Below are 15,174 nucleotides of genomic sequence, written 5' to 3'. Positions count from 1 at the left end.
CGATCCGCTACAAGATGGCGGAGTGAATATAAGGAGGAAAAATTCATGGCAAAGAACTCAGTAAGAATTCGTCTGAAGGCTTACGAGAACAGAAGCTTAGACGCTGCTAGCGAAAAGATCGTTAAGACAGCTACAAGCCACGGCGCAAAGAAGATCGTCGGACCTGTTCCGCTGCCTACTGAGCGTGAAGTGATTACAGTACTTCGCGCTGTCCACAAGTACAAGGATGCTCGTGAGCAATTCGAAATCCGTACACACAAGAGATTGATCGAAATTATCGGCCCATCCGCAGAGACAATCGATGCATTAAGCAGATTGGATTTGCCTTCTGGAGTTGATATCGAAATCAAGTTGTAGAAAGGAACAGAGGTAAATACAAATGAAGGGTATTTTAGGACGTAAGCTTGGTATGACCCAGGTATTCACGATCGAAGGAACTCTGATTCCTGTAACAGTGATCGATGTAAAACCGAACGTTGTACTACAAAAGAAAACAAAGGAAGTTGATGGCTATGAAGCAGTTCAGCTAGGCTATGAGGATGTTAAGGAACAGCGTTCCAACAAGCCTGCTATCGGACATGCTAAGAAAGCTAATACAGCTCCTAAGCATTACATCAAGGAACTCAGAGCTGATGAAATGATGAACCTTGAAGTAGGTGCTGAAGTTAAGGCTGACTTGTTCAAGGCTGGTGACGTCGTAGACGTACAGGGAACAAGTAAGGGTAAGGGTTACAGCGGAACTATCGTTCGTAACAATGCTTCCCGTGGACCAATGTCACATGGTTCAGGCCACCACAGACATATCGGTTCTCTTGCAACTAACGGTCGTAACAACGGCGTAGTTAACAAGGGCACAGTAATGCCTGGCCAAGAAGGTGTTTACACAACAACTAATCAGAACTTAGCAATCGTTAAGGTTGACGCTGAAGAAGGATACATCCTTGTTAAGGGTAATGTTCCAGGACCACGTAAGGGATTGGTTGTTATCAAGACAACAGTTAAGCCAGTTAAGGAAGTTGCAGTTCCTGAATTAATTTCTTATGAAGGCGTTTCTGTTGCAGAGGAACTAGAAAAAGTTTCTGAAACAATCGAAGCTGAATTAGCTGCAGAACCTGTAGCTACAGAAGCTGAAGGAAAGTAGAGGATTTGATCAATGGCTAAAATTGATGTATTCAATCAGGAAGCTAAGGCTGTTAAGTCCATCGAGCTATCTGATGCTGTATTTGGCATTGAACCAAATCAGCAAGCAATGTATGATGCGATCCTCGTCTACCAGGCTGGTTTAAGACAGGGAACACACGCTACATTAACTAGAGCTGAAGTATCCGGAACAGGTAAGAAGCCATTCCGTCAAAAGGGTACTGGTCGTGCTCGTCAGGGTTCTACACGCGCTACACAGTGGAGACACGGTGGTATCGCATTTGGACCACAACCTCGTAAGTATGATTTCAAGCTAAACCGTAAGGTTCGTCAGTTGGCTTTACGTTCTGCATTGAGTGAAAAGCTTCAGGAAAGTTCATTAACTGTTCTTGAAAACTTATCATTCGATGAGATCAAGACAAAGAAGGCTGTAGCTTTAATGAATGCTTTTGGTTTCGACCGCAAGACATTATTTGTGGCTGAAGCTGATGAGGACTTCGACAATGCATACGTTTCAATGAGAAATATTCCAAATGCATTAGTTGTAACAGTGTCAAGCTTAAATGTTTATGACATTGTAAATGCTGATAAAGTAGTCTTCACAGAAAAGGCTGCTGAAAAGGCTGGGGAGGTATTTGCATAATGAGCGCACGTGACATTATCGTTAGACCACTCGTAACAGAAAAAACTATGAAGCTTCAAGATAGCTTCAACAAAGTAACGTTTGAAGTTGCTAAGAATGCAAACAAAGTTTCTGTTGCTCAGGCAATCAAGGAAATCTACAACATTAAAGTAGAAGGCGTTAACATCGTTAACGTTCATCCTAAGAAGAAGAGAATGGGCCGCTACGAAGGTACAACATCTGCTTATAAGAAGGCAATCGTTACATTACCTGAGGGTGCTTCAATCGATATCTTCAATAGCGAGAAATAAGAGAATTAACTATCGGAGGAATTCGCTATCTCCGGAAAATTGCGAAAGGAAAGTAAAAGAAAATGGCAATCGTAAAATACAAGCCTACTAGTGCCGGACGTAGAAATATGTCCACTCTGAGTAATGACCGTATTACAAAGTCAACTCCAGAGAAGAGCTTGCTTGCTCCACTAAACAAAAAGGGTGGACGCAACAACACAGGACGCATTACTACTCGTCATCAGGGTGGAGGCGTTAAGCAAAAGTACAGAATTATCGACTTCAGAAGAAACAAGGACAATGTTCCTGCTAAAGTTGCTGGAATCGAATATGATCCAAACAGAAATGCAAACATCGCATTATTGCACTATTTAGATGGTGAAAAGCGTTATATCATCTGCCCAGCTGACTTACACGTTGGTGACACAGTCATCTCTGGTGAAGCAGTGGATATCAAGATTGGTAACGCAATGGAATTGAAGAATATTCCTGATGGAACAGTAGTTCACAACATTGAACTTACAGCTGGTAAGGGTGGACAGATGGCACGTGCTGCCGGATGTTCTGCTCAGATCCTTGGTTCTGAAGGAAACTTCGTAACTCTCCGTTTATCATCTGGTGAAGTTCGCCGTGTTCATAGTAACTGCCGTGCAACAGTTGGCTCAGTTGGTAACGGTGATTATAACTTAATCAACTTAGGTAAAGCTGGCCGCTCCAGATGGACGGGCATCCGTCCTACAGTACGCGGTTCTGCAATGAACCCAGTTGATCACCCACACGGTGGTGGTGAAGGTAGAGCGCCAGTTGGACGTAAGTCACCTATGACACCATGGGGCAAGAAGGCTATGGGTGTTAAGACTCGTAAGCCAAAGAACAAGAGTAACCAGTACATCGTCAGAAGACGTAATGGAAAATAGTTGAAAGGAGAACATAAAAGATGTCAAGAAGTTTGAAAAAAGGCCCATTCTGTGACGCTAGCTTATTAAAGAAGGTTGAAGCACAGAATGAAGCACATAAAAATGAAGTAATTAAGACATGGTCTCGCCGTTCAACGATTTTCCCTAGCTTCGTTGAGCACACATTCGCTGTTCATAACGGTAAGGAACACGTTCCAGTTTATGTAACAGAAGACATGGTTGGACACAAGCTTGGTGAATTCGTGCCAACACGTAAGTTCGGCGGTCATGGCGACGACAAGAAGGCGTAAGGAGGAAAAATAACATGGATGTAAGAGCAACAGCAAAGACAGTTCGTTTCACTCCTCGTAAAGTTCGTCTTGTCTTAGACATGGTACGTGGAAGAAGCGTTGAAGAAGCATTGGCAATCTTAAAGTTCACTCCTAACCACGCAGCTACAGCAGTAGCTAAGGTTGTAAAGAGTGCAGCTGCCAACGCAACAAACAACAATCAATTAAATGCAGAAAACCTATATATCAAGGCTTGCTATGCAAATGAAGGCGTAGTCCTCAAGCGTTTCATGCCTAGAGCTAAGGGTAATGCAGCACAGATTTTAAAGAGAACAAGCCACATCACAGTTGTGGTTTCAGATGAGAAGTAAGGGAGGAAGGTCAGAATATGGGACAGAAAGTTAGCCCAATCGGCATGCGCGTCGGCGTAATCCGTGACTGGGATTCTAGATGGTACGCAAATAAAGCTGATTTCGGAGATCTTCTGAACGAAGATGTCAAGGTTCGTAATTTCTTAGAAAAGGAATTAAAGGACGCATATATCTCTCGCGTAGAGATTGAACGCACAAGTAAGAAGGACGTTAAGGTTATCGTTCGTTGTGCTCGTCCAGGTGCTATGCTTGGAAAAGATGGCGACAAGGATAAGATGGAAGTTCTTAAGAAGAAGTTATCTAAGTTAACAGGTGGCAAGAATGTCAAGGTTGACGTAATTGCTGTAGCAAATCCTGACTTAGATGCTCGTCTTGTTGCACGTCGTATCTGTGAACAGTTGGAAGCACGTCAGTCCTTCCGTATTGCACAGAAGAAGGCAATCCAACAGACAATGCGCTCTGGTGCTAAGGGTATCAAGACATTGGCGAAGGGTCGTTTAGGCGGTGCAGAAATCGCTCGTCAGGAAGGTTATGCAAGAGGTGTAGTTCCTCTTCATACACTCAGAAGTGATATTGACTACGCTGCTGAAGAAGCAACTACAACTTATGGTAAGTTAGGCGTTAAGGTTTGGATCTGCCGTGGTGAAGTTCTTCCAGGACAAATGGTTAAGGAACCAGAGGCTCCTAGCCGTCCAGCAAGAAATGACCGCAGAAACAACAACAGACGTGGTGGCCGTAATGACAGAAAGCCAGCAGGCAATCGCGCTGCACGTCCTGCTCAAGTAGAAGCTGCTCCTGTAGCAGAAGAAGCTAAAGGAGGTCAAGAATAAATATGTTAATGCCAAATAGAACAAAATACAGAAGACCTCACCGTTTAAGCTATGAAGGAAAGTCAAAGGCTGGTACAAAGTTAGCATTTGGAGAATACGGATTAGTAGCTGATGAAGGTGCTTATGTAAGCAGTAACCAGTTGGAAGCTGCACGTATCGCTATGACACGTTATATGAACCGTGGTGGTCAGGTTTGGATTAAGGTATTCCCACAACTTGCAAAGACAAAGAAGCCTTTGGAAGTACGTATGGGTTCCGGTAAAGGTTCCCCAGACCATTGGGTAGCAGTAGTTCAAAAGGGAAGAATCCTATTTGAAATTGCTGGTGTAAGCGAAGAAGTTGCTCGTGAGGCATTACGTCTTGCAGCTAACAAGCTCTGTGTAAAGACACGCTTTACAAAGAAGACAGCAGAGGAGGCTAAATAAACATCATGAATGTGAAGGAAATCAGAGATCTAAGCAATGAAGAACTCGAGAAGGAAGTCACATCTTTGAAGGAAGAACTGTATACTCTGCGCTTTGCACAGGCTACAGGTAACCTCGAGAATCCTGCTCGAATGAGAGATATCAAGAAGACTATCGCTCGTATTAAGACAGTATTAACAGAACGCGCAAGTGCGCAGGCTAAATAAAGGAGGGGCTAAAAATGGAAGAAAGAAATAGACGTAAAGTCCTTCGCGGAACAGTTGTTTCCGATAAGATGGACAAGACAATTGTCGTTGAAATCGCTACTACAAAGAGCCATCCTTTATATGGCAGACGTGTTAAGTATTCCAATACTTTCAAGGCTCATGACGAAAACAACGAAGCTCATATTGGTGACGTTGTAGAAGTTATGGAAACAAGACCATTAAGTAAGGACAAGCATTTCCGCTTAGTGAAGATTGTTGAAAAAGCAGTAATTCTTTAAGGCACAGGAGGAGAAAATATGATTCAGAATGAAAGCAGATTAAACGTTGCTGACAACACCGGTGCCAAAGAAGTATTGGTTATCAGATGTTTAGGCGGCAGTAAGCGCAAGCGCGCTAACATCGGCGATATCGTTGTATGTGCAGTTAAGAAAGCTTCACCTAACGGATCCGTTAAGGAAGGTCAGGTTGTTAAGTGTGTAATCGCTCGTACAGTTTACGGTATCAGTCGCGAAAACGGCAGTTACATTAAGTTTGACGACAATGCGGCTGTCATCATCAAGGATGACAACACACCGGTCGGAACACGTATCTTCGGTCCGGTTGCTAAGGAACTCCGTGATAAGGGATTCATGAAGATTGTTTCCCTTGCACCGGAAGTGTTATAAGGGAGGCCGAATCGATGAAAATCAAGACAGGCGATACAGTCAAGGTAATCAGCGGTCACTACAAGGGAACAGTTGCTGAAGTTAAGGCAGTTAATCCAAAGACAAATAAGGTTATCGTTGAAGGCGTTAACGTTGTTAAGAAGACTTTGAAGCCAACACAGCAGAACCCAGAAGGTGGCGTTGTTGAAAAGGAAGCAGCTATTGATGCTTCTAATGTAATGCTCTATGACAAGAAGGCAAAGGCAGCTAGCCGTGTATCTATTAAGGTAGATGACAAGGGTAAGAAGGTTCGCGTTTACAAGAAGTCCGGAGCAGAAGTTAAAGGAGGCAAGAAATAATGAACCGTTTATTAGAAAAGTACACGGAAACAGTTAAGCCTTCCTTAATGAAGGAATTCAACTATACAAGTACAATGCAGGCACCAAAGATCGTTAAGGTTGTTATCAACATGGGTGTTGGTGATGCAATTGCTAATTCAAAACTTCTCGACGAAGCTGTTGAAGAATTAACATTAATCGCTGGTCAAAAGCCAGTAATCACAAAGGCTAAGAAGTCCATTGCGAACTTTAAGCTTCGTGAAGATATGCCTATCGGATGTAAGGTTACATTACGTGGCGAAAGAATGTATGAATTCTTAGATAAGTTATTCAACATTTCTCTTCCACGTGTACGTGACTTCCGTGGTGTAAGTGCTACAGCATTTGATGGCCGTGGTAACTATACATTAGGTGTTAAGGAACAGTTAATCTTCCCTGAAATCAACTTCGATAAGGTTAACAAGGTTCGTGGTATGGATATCGTTATCGTAACAACTGCGCAATCTAATCAAGAAGCATACGCATTGCTCAAGGGAATGGGCATGCCATTTGCTAAGTAGAAAGAGGAGAGCTGAGAATGGCAAAAACAAGTTTAAAAGTTAAGCAGTCACGTCCTGCTAAGTTCTCCACACGCGAGTACACACGTTGCGAGAGATGTGGACGTCCACATTCAGTATTAAGAAAGTACAAATTATGCCGTATCTGCTTCCGTGAATTGGCTTACAAGGGCCAGATTCCTGGAGTTAAGAAGGCAAGCTGGTAAGGAGGTAGCACGAGATGAATATGACAGATCCTATTGCTGACATGCTTACAAGAATCCGTAATGGAGTTCAAGCACGCATGACAACAGTTGACGTAGCTCCAGCTTCAAAGGTTAAGGTTGAAATTGCTAAGATCTTAAAGAGCGAAGGTTACATTGACAACTACGCTGTAACAGGCGAAGGAATTGAAAAGAAGATCGTTGTTACTCTCAAAGATGGTCGCGTAATCAGCGGCATCAAGAGAATATCTAAGCCAGGTCTTCGCGTTTATGCTAAGGGTGATGAAATTCCTAAGGTATTAAACGGATTAGGCATTGCTATCATTTCCACATCAAATGGAATGATGACAGATAAACAAGCACGTAAATTACACATCGGCGGCGAAGTTATCGCTTACGTGTGGTAATTAGAGAAAGGAAATAAAAAATGTCACGTATCGGAAATAAAGCGATTACCGTTCCTGCTGGCGTAGAAATTACTATCGGTGCAGGTAATGAGGTGACTGTAAAAGGCCCTAAGGGAACACTGACTAAGAAGTTCTCTCCATTAATGGAGATCAGTGTGGACGAAGGTATCGCTACAGTTAAGCGTCCAAATGAAGAGAAACATACAAAGCAGTTACATGGTACAACTCGTGCCTTGTTAGCTTCCATGGTTGAAGGTGTTCACACAGGCTTTGTTAAGAAGATGAAGATTGTAGGTATTGGTTACCGTGCAGCTTTATCAGGTAATAAACTAACTCTTAACGTTGGTTTCTCACACCCAGTAGAATTTGAAGTACCATCAGATGTTAAGGTTGAAGTTCCAGATGCTTCATCTATCAACGTAAGTGGTATCGATAAGCAAATTGTAGGTCAGTTCGCAGCAGTAGTTAGAGCTACTAAGAAGCCAGAACCATACGGTGGAAAGGGTATTCGTTATGTTGACGAAGTTGTTCGCCGTAAGGAAGGTAAGACTGCAGCTGCCAAGAAGTAAGGGAAAGGAGAGACTAAGTAATGATTAAATTAGCAAATAAAAATGCAGAACGTATTCGTCGTCATAAGCGTGTACGTAACGTCGTAAACGGTACTCCTGAGTGCCCAAGACTAAATGTATTCCGTTCCAATGCAAACATCTATGCACAGGTAATTGATGATACAACAGGTACAACTCTATGTGCTGTAAGTTCTCTTGAATTAAAGCTTGAGAACGGTGGAAACATCGAAGCAGCTAAGAAGGTTGGCGCAGCTATCGCTAACAAGTGCAAAGAAGCTAAGATTGAAGCAGTACGTTTCGACCGTGGCGGTTATGTATATCACGGAAGAGTCCAGGCTTTAGCTGATGCAGCTAGAGAAGCTGGCTTGAAGTTCTAAGGAAGGAGAGTACGAAATGCAGAACGATAAGAAGAGTTTCAAGAAACGCGAACCAAAAGAGTTCGAAGAAGTAGTAGTCTCCATTAACCGTGTCAGCAAGACTGTAAAGGGTGGACGTAGAATGCGCTTTGCAGCACTAGTTGTTGTTGGTGATAAGAAGGGTAGAATCGGATTCGGTATGGGTAAAGCAGCCGAAGTTCCAGATGCTATCAAGAAGGCTACAGAAGCAGCTACAAAGAATGTATTCAGCGTTAACCTCGTTGATAACTACCGTACAGTTCCACATGCAATTAAGAGCAAGCACAGTTCAACAACTGTATTCTTAGCTCCAGCTGCACCTGGTACTGGTGTTATCGCCGGTGGTGAAGTACGTTCCGTATTAGAGCTTGCTGGTGTATCTGATGTCCTTTCTAAGGTTATCGGTTCACGTACACCTGTCAATGTTGTTTACGCAACATTAGAAGCATTAAAGGGTATGCGTACAGTAGATGAAATTGCTAAGACTCGCGATAAGAAAGTCGCTGAGATTCGATAAGGAGGGTCCTGATGAAACTAAATGAATTAACATATACAGAAGGTTCCCGCTCTAACAGAAAGAGAATCGGTCGTGGCCAAGGTTCCGGTACAGGTAAGACTTCCGGAAAGGGTAACAAAGGTCAGAACGCTCGTAGCGGCGGTGGTGTTGCGATTGGATTTGAAGGTGGACAGACACCATTCTTCAAGAGAATGCCTAAGAGAGGTTTCACAAACTATACTCGCAAGGAGTATGCAATTGTTAACGTTGAGGATTTAAATAAGTTCGAAGACGGTGTAACAGTTGATTACGAAGCTCTTAAGGCTGCAGGCCTAGTTAAGAAGCACCTTGATGGTGTTAAGGTACTTGGTTGCGGTAAGCTTGAGAAGAAACTCACTGTTAAGGCTGAGAAGTTCTCAAAGACAGCACAGAGTGCTATTGAAGCAGCAGGCGGAAAAGTAGAGGTTCTCTAATATGATGCATACGTTCGTCAGCTTGTTTAAGAATAAGGAAACTCGCAATAGAATATTCTTTACTTTAGCAATGCTGCTGATCTATCGCGTCGGAGCTGCTCTACCTGTTCCGGGTGTAAACACGGAAACGCTAGCTCAATCACTTGCAAATAACTCACTACTCAGCATAATGAATATGCTGGGTGGTGGTGCACTTGAAAGATTATCCATCTTTGCGATGGGTGTCACACCATATATCACAGCAAGTATTATCATTCAGCTGTTATCCATGGATGTTATTCCGTCATTAACGGAAATGACTAAGTCTGGACAAACAGGCCGAATGAAGATTGAACGAATTACTAGATACTTAGGAGTTGTATTGGCATTTGTTCAAGCATATTCCTTGGTATATGGATTCGATAAGCAGTATAGAGTCCTGACAAATGCAAATCTTTCAGGTTACTTATATACTGCAACCGTCATGACTGCGGGATCCATGTTCCTCATCTGGATTGGTGACCGTATCTCAATGAAGGGTATTGGTAATGGTTTATCCATTATTATCTTCGCGGGTATTGTTTCTAATATGCCAGCTGCGTTCATGCAGGTATATCAGATTCTTGCTGGAGGAACAACACAAGGTGAACTATTCAATGGTATTCTACAGTTCGCATTGTATTGTGTCCTATATCTAGCGGTTGTTGTCTTCGTAATTATTATGGAAACAGCAGTACGTAAGATTCCTATCCAGTATACAAACAGTTCCGCAGCACGTAGTGGTAGTGATATAACATTCTTACCACTCAAAATTAATAGTGCATCTGTAATTCCTGTCATTTTTGCACAGAGTATTATGATGGCTCCACAGATTGTAATTAGTTTTATTAATACTGACCTGTATAATAAACTAAACCAGTGGCTCTCATTGAGTACACCAACCGGTCTTGGACTCTATGCATTATTAACAATCCTGTTCACATTCTTCTATACTGACTTGCAGGTAGATCCAGAAAAGGTTGCTGAAAACCTTGGTAAGTCTGGTGCTTATATCCCTGGTATTCGTCCAGGTAATGAGACAAAGACATATCTGCATAAGGTATTGAACCGAATTACAGTACTTGGCGCAATTGGATTGACACTAATTGCTGTAGTTCCTTATTTACTAACCATGTTTACTCCACTATCCCAAGCAACTGCTGTAGGTGGAACTGGTATCATCATTGTTGTCGGTGTCGCAATGGAGACTGTAAAACAATTGAAGGGTCAGTTAACACAGAAACAGTACAAGGGATTCTTGAGATAAGTTTGGAAAGAGGTAATAAGATATGAATATTCTGATCATGGGTCCTGCAGGAGCAGGAAAAGGCACAATGTCTGACCTAATCCTAAAGGAATACAATATTGCACACATCTCTACTGGCGATATGCTAAGAGAGAATGTGCGTAACAGCACAGCTTTAGGCCTAGAGGCTCAAAGCTATATGAATCAAGGTAAACTTGTACCAGATGATTTAATCAATGCAATGGTTGAAGATCGTATTCAACAACCAGACTGTGCAAATGGTTATCTCTTAGATGGCTTCCCACGTACATTAGTACAGGCTGAAGTCTTCGACAAGATTGCTGAGAAGATTGGTAAAAAAGTTGATGCAGTTATCGACTTACAGGTGAAGTTCGAAATTCTTGAAGAAAGAATTACAGGACGTCGCATCTGTCCAAAGTGCGGGGCAATTTATCATATTCATAATCATCCAAGTAAAGTTGAAGGCGTATGTGATGTTTGCGGAAGTGAACTTCAACAACGTAAAGACGATACAGTTGAACAATTAAAAGTTCGTATGGAAGCTTATGAATCAAGTACAAAACCGGTTATTGATTATTATGATCAAAAGGGTGTAGTTACTCATATTGATGCTGCACAAAAACCAGAGAAAGTATTTGAAGATATTAAAAAAGCTCTTGAGAAGAATGCTTAAAAAATACTGAGTTGGAAAGGGATTGATTTCCCTTTCCAGAACTCATATAAAGAAAGTGAGTAAGATGAGCAAACAGGACGTTATTGAAATTGATGGCATTGTGGAAGAAACACTTCCAAATGCAAATTTCCTGGTGAAGCTTCAAAATGGTCACGAGATCCGTGCCCACGTTGCTGGTAAAATCCGTATGAACTACATTCGCATTTTACCGGGAGACCGGGTCACCGTTGAAATTTCACCATATGATTTAACACGTGGGCGAATTACCTACAGACATAAGTAAAAGTTTTTGGTAGAATTGTCCAGGAGGCAAATAAAAATGAAAGTAAGACCATCTGTAAAACCAATTTGTGATAAGTGCAGAGTGATCAAGCGCAAGGGCGTTGTTATGGTCATCTGCGAAAACCCTAAGCATAAGCAGAGACAGGGTTAATTAAAGGGAGGATAACTAAATATGCCACGTTTTGCTGGTGTCGATATTCCGCGTAACAAAGTTATCGGCGTATCATTGACATACATTTATGGAATCGGCCCTACAACAGCTAAGAATATCCTTGCTGCTTGTGGAATCGACGAAAACACACGTACAAACGACTTAACGGATGCACAGGAAACTGCAATCCGTGAAAAGATTGATGCTATTAAGACTGAGGGTGACCTCCGCCGTGATAGAGCATTAGATATCAAGCGACTAATGGAAATCGGTTCATACCGTGGAATCCGTCATAGAAGAGGATTACCAGTTCGTGGACAACGTACACGTACAAATGCTCGTACAAGAAAAGGTCCACGTCGTACTGTCGCTAATAAGAAGAAGTAATAGGAGGGTATAATGGCAGCTAACACAAAGAAAAAAGGCGCTGTGATTCGTAAGAAGAAGGCCCGCCGCAATGTAGCAAAAGGTATTGCTCATATTCATTCAACATTCAACAACACAATCGTTACTATTTCTGATGAAGCAGGTAACGTTATTTCTTGGAGCTCAGCTGGTGCATTAGGTTATAAGGGTTCACGTAAGTCTACTCCTTATGTTGCACAGTTATGCGCTGAAGCAGCTGGTAAAGCAGCTGTTCAACAGGGTATGAAGAGCGTAGAAGTAAATGTTAAGGGACCAGGTGCTGGTCGTGAATCAGCAGTTCGTTCTTTACAGACAGCAGGTTTAGAGATTACCGTTATTAATGATGTAACTCCGATCCCTCATAACGGATGCCGTCCGCCAAAGAGACCGCGTGGATAATCATTAGAACAGGAGGATTGAAGCATGCAAAAATTTGAACGCGCCGATTTCGAAGTACAGGAATATGTAGAATCTGAAAATTATGGTAAGTTTGTTCTTTCTCCATTAGAGAGAGGATTTGGTACAACAATCGGGAATGCGCTTCGCAGGGTCCTGCTTTCATCCCTACCGGGAGCCGCAGTATTCTCCATCAAGGTTGATGGCGTATACCACGAATTTACATCTATCCCAGGTGTGAGAGAAGACGTTTCCATGATTATCTTGCAATTAAAGCAGTTAGTCATGAAGATTGAGGACGATGAGGTCTATACATTACAGATCTCTGCGAAGGGACCATGCACAATCACTGCTGGTGATATTATTTGCCCAGCTCAAGTTGAAGTTATTAACAAAGACTTGGAGATTGCGCACCTAGAAAAAGACGTAACATTAGAGATGGAATTAAAGGCTAAGAATGGCCGTGGTTACATTAGTGCTGATTTAAACAAGCAACTAAACCAAGGTTCCTCTCAAGGAATTGGTACAGTATTTACTGACTCTATTTACACACCAGTTGAAAAAGTTGCTTACAACGTTGAACCAACACGTGTAGGTGAAGATGTTAAATATGATGCTGTTACACTCGAAGTTTGGACTGATGGTTCTATCAATCCACAAAAGGCGATTGCAATGGCAGCTAAGATTTTAATTGATCACTTAGATATCGTTGCTGGTATTAACGATGAAGTACTACAAATGGATGAAGTACTTAAGGAAGGTAATACAGAGCAGCCAAGTAAGGGACAACAGATGATGATTGAAGATCTTGACTTATCTGTACGTTCTTACAACTGCTTAAAACGTGCCGGAATTCAGACAGTTGATGAACTGACACAAAAGACCGAGGATGAAATGATGAGAGTCCGTAACCTCGGTAAGAAATCATTAAAAGAGGTTAAGGATAAGCTCATTGAACTTGGTTTGGGCTTCAAATCCTTTGATTAACAGGAGGAACGTTTATGTGGAATCGTAAATTCGGCAGAAATGCTGATCACCGCAAAGCTATGTTGAGAAACTTAGCTACTTCTGTCATCATGTATGGCAAAGTAGAGACAACAGAAGCTAAAGCTAAAGATATGAGATCTGTAGTTGACGAGTTAATCACTTTAGGTAAAAAGGGTGATTTAGCTGCTCGTCGTCAGGCTGCTGCTTTCGTTAGAAATGTTGTAGCTGATGAAAAGACAGGACAGACAGTATTAAAGAAGTTATTTGAAGAAGTAGCTCCTAAGTATGCTGATCGTAAGGGCGGTTATACACGTGTTGTTAAGACAGGTGTTCGTCGTGGCGATGCTGCTCCAATGGCTTATATCGAATTAGTTTAATCAAAAGATAGACCGTATATCGATGATATACGGTCATTTTTTCATTTGAGACTTTCTCCATTTCGCTGGTGTGAGTTGATACTGTTCTTTAAATATACGATTGAAATTGTATAATTTAAGTACAATGATTGCGCAACAAATCGGAATTTTCCTTTATTCAGACATACAAATTGTTGACAATAAACCTCCTATATAGTATGTTTTATAAACTACTATATAGGAGGTTTTGTATGAAAACAAATGGAGGATTTCTTGTCACTAAAATAAAACAGCTTGGTGACCGGATTTTTGAGAAGATTCTCAGCGAAAAGAATATTGATGCGTTCAATGGAGCCCAGGGGCGCATTCTTTATGTGCTGTGGCAGGAGGATGGACTCTCGATCAAGTCACTCTCGGTCAAATGCGGACTAGCGATAACATCTCTTACGACGATGCTGGAAAGAATGGAACATCAAGGGCTGATAAGCCGTGTTCAGTCTGAAACGGACAAAAGGAAAACACTCCTGTTTCTGACTGAGAAAGCACATGCCTTAAAGGGGGAGTACGATTCTGTATCTGATGAGATGGGCAGCATTTACTACAAGGGTTTTTCAGAGGAAGAAATTACCCGGTTTGAGGAATGCCTCGACCGCATCAGGAAGAATCTTGAGGAGTGGCAGCAGTTATGAGTATTTGTATCAAAGATCAGATTCAGAATATGAATCTCGTCATCGGCTGCACAGTGGGGTGTGCATATTGCTATGCCCGCAACAATGTGAAACGCTGGCATATGATTGATGACTTCGCTGATCCTGAATTCTTCCCGGGTAAGCTCAAGATGATGGAAAAGAAACGTCCGCAGAATTTTCTTCTTACCGGCATGAGCGATCTCTCCGGATGGAAGCCGGAATGGAGAGATGAGGTATTTGCAAAGATCCGTGAAAATCCACAGCATCAGTTCCTGTTCCTTACCAAGCGACCTGATTTGCTAGATTTTGATACCGATATGGAAAACGCATGGTTTGGCGTTACGGTGACGAGGAAAGCAGAACTGTGGCGTATCGACGCCCTTCGTAAAAATGTCAGAGCAAAACATTACCATGTTACCTTTGAGCCGTTATTCGACGATCCCGGCATAGTTGACCTTTCCGGAATCAATTGGATCGTTGTCGGCACCATGACCGGAGCTCAGAGCAGGAAGATTCATACGGAGCCGGAATGGGCATGGTCTCTAACGGACCAGGCACATAAGCTCGGTGTTCCGGTGTTTATGAAGGAAGACCTTGTCCCTATCATAGGGGATGAAAATATGATTCAGGAAATGCCAGAGGAATTCAATAAAGTGTTGGAGGTACAGAGATCATGGCAGAAGTAATCGATGAAATTCTCATTCGTGAGGTGGAAACAAAGAACATCATGACCAAGTCCAGTTTGCCGGTAGGCGGTTACTCGGTCAATCCCTATGTGGGCTGTACACATGCCTGCAA

The 15,174-nt window shown here is 42.3% G+C and carries 30 protein-coding genes and 1 pseudogene; all 31 read left to right on the top strand.

Going from position 1 to position 15,174, the window contains the following annotated elements:
- Positions 1-45: 45 nt before the first annotated feature.
- Positions 46-357, top strand: coding sequence for a 30S ribosomal protein S10 (gene rpsJ, locus RWM19_RS07755; RefSeq protein WP_028077828.1), 312 nt, complete (start codon positions 46-48; stop codon positions 355-357).
- 22 nt (positions 358-379) lie between these two features.
- Positions 380-1,141 (top strand): 50S ribosomal protein L3, encoded by a 762-nt coding sequence (gene rplC, locus RWM19_RS07750; RefSeq protein ID WP_294022443.1) that lies wholly within the window; start codon positions 380-382, stop codon positions 1,139-1,141.
- 12 nt (positions 1,142-1,153) lie between these two features.
- Complete coding sequence (rplD, locus tag RWM19_RS07745) at positions 1,154-1,783, top strand: 50S ribosomal protein L4 (protein ID WP_006525005.1); 630 nt, start codon at positions 1,154-1,156, stop codon at positions 1,781-1,783.
- Positions 1,783-2,073 carry a 50S ribosomal protein L23 gene (gene rplW / locus RWM19_RS07740; protein WP_006525006.1) on the top strand — a complete coding sequence of 97 codons (291 nt, stop codon included), beginning with the start codon at positions 1,783-1,785 and terminating at the stop codon, positions 2,071-2,073. Before rplD ends, rplW begins: the two co-directional genes overlap by 1 nt.
- A 62-nt stretch (positions 2,074-2,135) precedes the next feature.
- Entirely contained in the window at positions 2,136-2,969 is an 834-nt protein-coding gene (rplB, locus tag RWM19_RS07735; RefSeq protein ID WP_313985606.1) for a 50S ribosomal protein L2, read from the top strand.
- A gap of 20 nt (positions 2,970-2,989) precedes the next feature.
- Positions 2,990-3,259 (top strand): 30S ribosomal protein S19, encoded by a 270-nt coding sequence (gene rpsS, locus RWM19_RS07730; RefSeq protein WP_006525008.1) that lies wholly within the window; start codon positions 2,990-2,992, stop codon positions 3,257-3,259.
- Positions 3,260-3,273: 14 nt separating this feature from the next.
- Positions 3,274-3,609, top strand: a complete 336-nt coding sequence (gene rplV, locus RWM19_RS07725; RefSeq protein WP_006525009.1) for a 50S ribosomal protein L22 — start codon at positions 3,274-3,276, stop codon at positions 3,607-3,609.
- Between the two features lie 17 nt (positions 3,610-3,626).
- Positions 3,627-4,439: a 30S ribosomal protein S3 gene (gene rpsC, locus RWM19_RS07720; RefSeq protein ID WP_294021452.1), complete on the top strand. Its 813-nt coding sequence runs from the start codon at positions 3,627-3,629 to the stop codon at positions 4,437-4,439.
- A 2-nt stretch (positions 4,440-4,441) separates the two neighbouring features.
- Complete coding sequence (rplP, locus tag RWM19_RS07715) at positions 4,442-4,864, top strand: 50S ribosomal protein L16 (RefSeq protein ID WP_294021450.1); 423 nt, start codon at positions 4,442-4,444, stop codon at positions 4,862-4,864.
- Between the two features lie 5 nt (positions 4,865-4,869).
- Entirely contained in the window at positions 4,870-5,070 is a 201-nt protein-coding gene (gene rpmC / locus RWM19_RS07710) for a 50S ribosomal protein L29 (RefSeq protein ID WP_006525012.1), read from the top strand.
- A 14-nt stretch (positions 5,071-5,084) separates the two neighbouring features.
- On the top strand, positions 5,085-5,348 hold the full coding sequence (gene rpsQ / locus RWM19_RS07705) for a 30S ribosomal protein S17 (protein ID WP_294021448.1): 264 nt from the start codon (positions 5,085-5,087) through the stop codon (positions 5,346-5,348).
- 18 nt (positions 5,349-5,366) lie between these two features.
- A complete protein-coding gene (gene rplN / locus RWM19_RS07700; RefSeq protein ID WP_294021447.1) occupies positions 5,367-5,735 on the top strand; it encodes a 50S ribosomal protein L14 in 369 nt (122 codons plus the stop codon).
- 14 nt (positions 5,736-5,749) lie between these two features.
- Positions 5,750-6,073: a 50S ribosomal protein L24 gene (rplX, locus tag RWM19_RS07695; RefSeq protein WP_294021445.1), complete on the top strand. Its 324-nt coding sequence runs from the start codon at positions 5,750-5,752 to the stop codon at positions 6,071-6,073.
- Complete coding sequence (gene rplE / locus RWM19_RS07690) at positions 6,073-6,612, top strand: 50S ribosomal protein L5 (protein WP_006525016.1); 540 nt, start codon at positions 6,073-6,075, stop codon at positions 6,610-6,612. Before rplX ends, rplE begins: the two co-directional genes overlap by 1 nt.
- 17 nt (positions 6,613-6,629) lie before the next feature.
- Positions 6,630-6,815: a type Z 30S ribosomal protein S14 gene (locus tag RWM19_RS07685; RefSeq protein ID WP_006525017.1), complete on the top strand. Its 186-nt coding sequence runs from the start codon at positions 6,630-6,632 to the stop codon at positions 6,813-6,815.
- A 14-nt stretch (positions 6,816-6,829) separates the two neighbouring features.
- Positions 6,830-7,219, top strand: a complete 390-nt coding sequence (rpsH, locus tag RWM19_RS07680) for a 30S ribosomal protein S8 (RefSeq protein WP_006525018.1) — start codon at positions 6,830-6,832, stop codon at positions 7,217-7,219.
- Positions 7,220-7,239: 20 nt separating this feature from the next.
- Complete coding sequence (rplF, locus tag RWM19_RS07675) at positions 7,240-7,788, top strand: 50S ribosomal protein L6 (protein ID WP_313985593.1); 549 nt, start codon at positions 7,240-7,242, stop codon at positions 7,786-7,788.
- A 20-nt stretch (positions 7,789-7,808) separates the two neighbouring features.
- Positions 7,809-8,165: a 50S ribosomal protein L18 gene (gene rplR, locus RWM19_RS07670; RefSeq protein WP_294208192.1), complete on the top strand. Its 357-nt coding sequence runs from the start codon at positions 7,809-7,811 to the stop codon at positions 8,163-8,165.
- A gap of 16 nt (positions 8,166-8,181) precedes the next feature.
- Positions 8,182-8,700 (top strand): 30S ribosomal protein S5, encoded by a 519-nt coding sequence (gene rpsE / locus RWM19_RS07665; RefSeq protein WP_294021442.1) that lies wholly within the window; start codon positions 8,182-8,184, stop codon positions 8,698-8,700.
- Between the two features lie 11 nt (positions 8,701-8,711).
- Entirely contained in the window at positions 8,712-9,152 is a 441-nt protein-coding gene (gene rplO / locus RWM19_RS07660) for a 50S ribosomal protein L15 (protein WP_294021441.1), read from the top strand.
- 1 nt (position 9,153) lies between these two features.
- Positions 9,154-10,437, top strand: a complete 1,284-nt coding sequence (gene secY / locus RWM19_RS07655) for a preprotein translocase subunit SecY (RefSeq protein WP_313985584.1) — start codon at positions 9,154-9,156, stop codon at positions 10,435-10,437.
- Between the two features lie 22 nt (positions 10,438-10,459).
- On the top strand, positions 10,460-11,110 hold the full coding sequence (locus tag RWM19_RS07650) for an adenylate kinase (protein WP_313985581.1): 651 nt from the start codon (positions 10,460-10,462) through the stop codon (positions 11,108-11,110).
- Between the two features lie 64 nt (positions 11,111-11,174).
- Complete coding sequence (gene infA / locus RWM19_RS07645; protein ID WP_006525026.1) at positions 11,175-11,393, top strand: translation initiation factor IF-1; 219 nt, start codon at positions 11,175-11,177, stop codon at positions 11,391-11,393.
- 36 nt (positions 11,394-11,429) lie between these two features.
- On the top strand, positions 11,430-11,543 hold the full coding sequence (rpmJ, locus tag RWM19_RS07640; RefSeq protein ID WP_006525027.1) for a 50S ribosomal protein L36: 114 nt from the start codon (positions 11,430-11,432) through the stop codon (positions 11,541-11,543).
- A gap of 21 nt (positions 11,544-11,564) precedes the next feature.
- Entirely contained in the window at positions 11,565-11,930 is a 366-nt protein-coding gene (gene rpsM, locus RWM19_RS07635; protein WP_294021434.1) for a 30S ribosomal protein S13, read from the top strand.
- Between the two features lie 12 nt (positions 11,931-11,942).
- Positions 11,943-12,347 carry a 30S ribosomal protein S11 gene (rpsK, locus tag RWM19_RS07630; protein ID WP_006525029.1) on the top strand — a complete coding sequence of 135 codons (405 nt, stop codon included), beginning with the start codon at positions 11,943-11,945 and terminating at the stop codon, positions 12,345-12,347.
- Between the two features lie 24 nt (positions 12,348-12,371).
- Positions 12,372-13,331: a DNA-directed RNA polymerase subunit alpha gene (locus tag RWM19_RS07625; protein WP_294021432.1), complete on the top strand. Its 960-nt coding sequence runs from the start codon at positions 12,372-12,374 to the stop codon at positions 13,329-13,331.
- A gap of 14 nt (positions 13,332-13,345) precedes the next feature.
- On the top strand, positions 13,346-13,708 hold the full coding sequence (rplQ, locus tag RWM19_RS07620) for a 50S ribosomal protein L17 (protein ID WP_006525031.1): 363 nt from the start codon (positions 13,346-13,348) through the stop codon (positions 13,706-13,708).
- Between the two features lie 230 nt (positions 13,709-13,938).
- Complete coding sequence (locus RWM19_RS07615; RefSeq protein ID WP_313985571.1) at positions 13,939-14,376, top strand: radical SAM mobile pair system MarR family transcriptional regulator; 438 nt, start codon at positions 13,939-13,941, stop codon at positions 14,374-14,376.
- Positions 14,373-15,062 carry a radical SAM mobile pair protein A gene (locus RWM19_RS07610; RefSeq protein WP_313985569.1) on the top strand — a complete coding sequence of 230 codons (690 nt, stop codon included), beginning with the start codon at positions 14,373-14,375 and terminating at the stop codon, positions 15,060-15,062. The genes RWM19_RS07615 and RWM19_RS07610 overlap by 4 nt, the downstream gene beginning before the upstream one ends.
- Positions 15,050-15,174: pseudogene (locus RWM19_RS09020) on the top strand (radical SAM mobile pair protein B); the annotation flags it as partial. The gene RWM19_RS07610 and the pseudogene RWM19_RS09020, both read left to right, overlap by 13 nt.

This window comes from uncultured Solobacterium sp. (assembly GCF_963517755.1).
In the GTDB taxonomy this organism is placed as follows: Bacteria; Bacillota_I; Bacilli_A; order Erysipelotrichales; family Erysipelotrichaceae; genus Bulleidia.
This window is presented reverse-complemented; position numbering and strand designations above follow the sequence as displayed.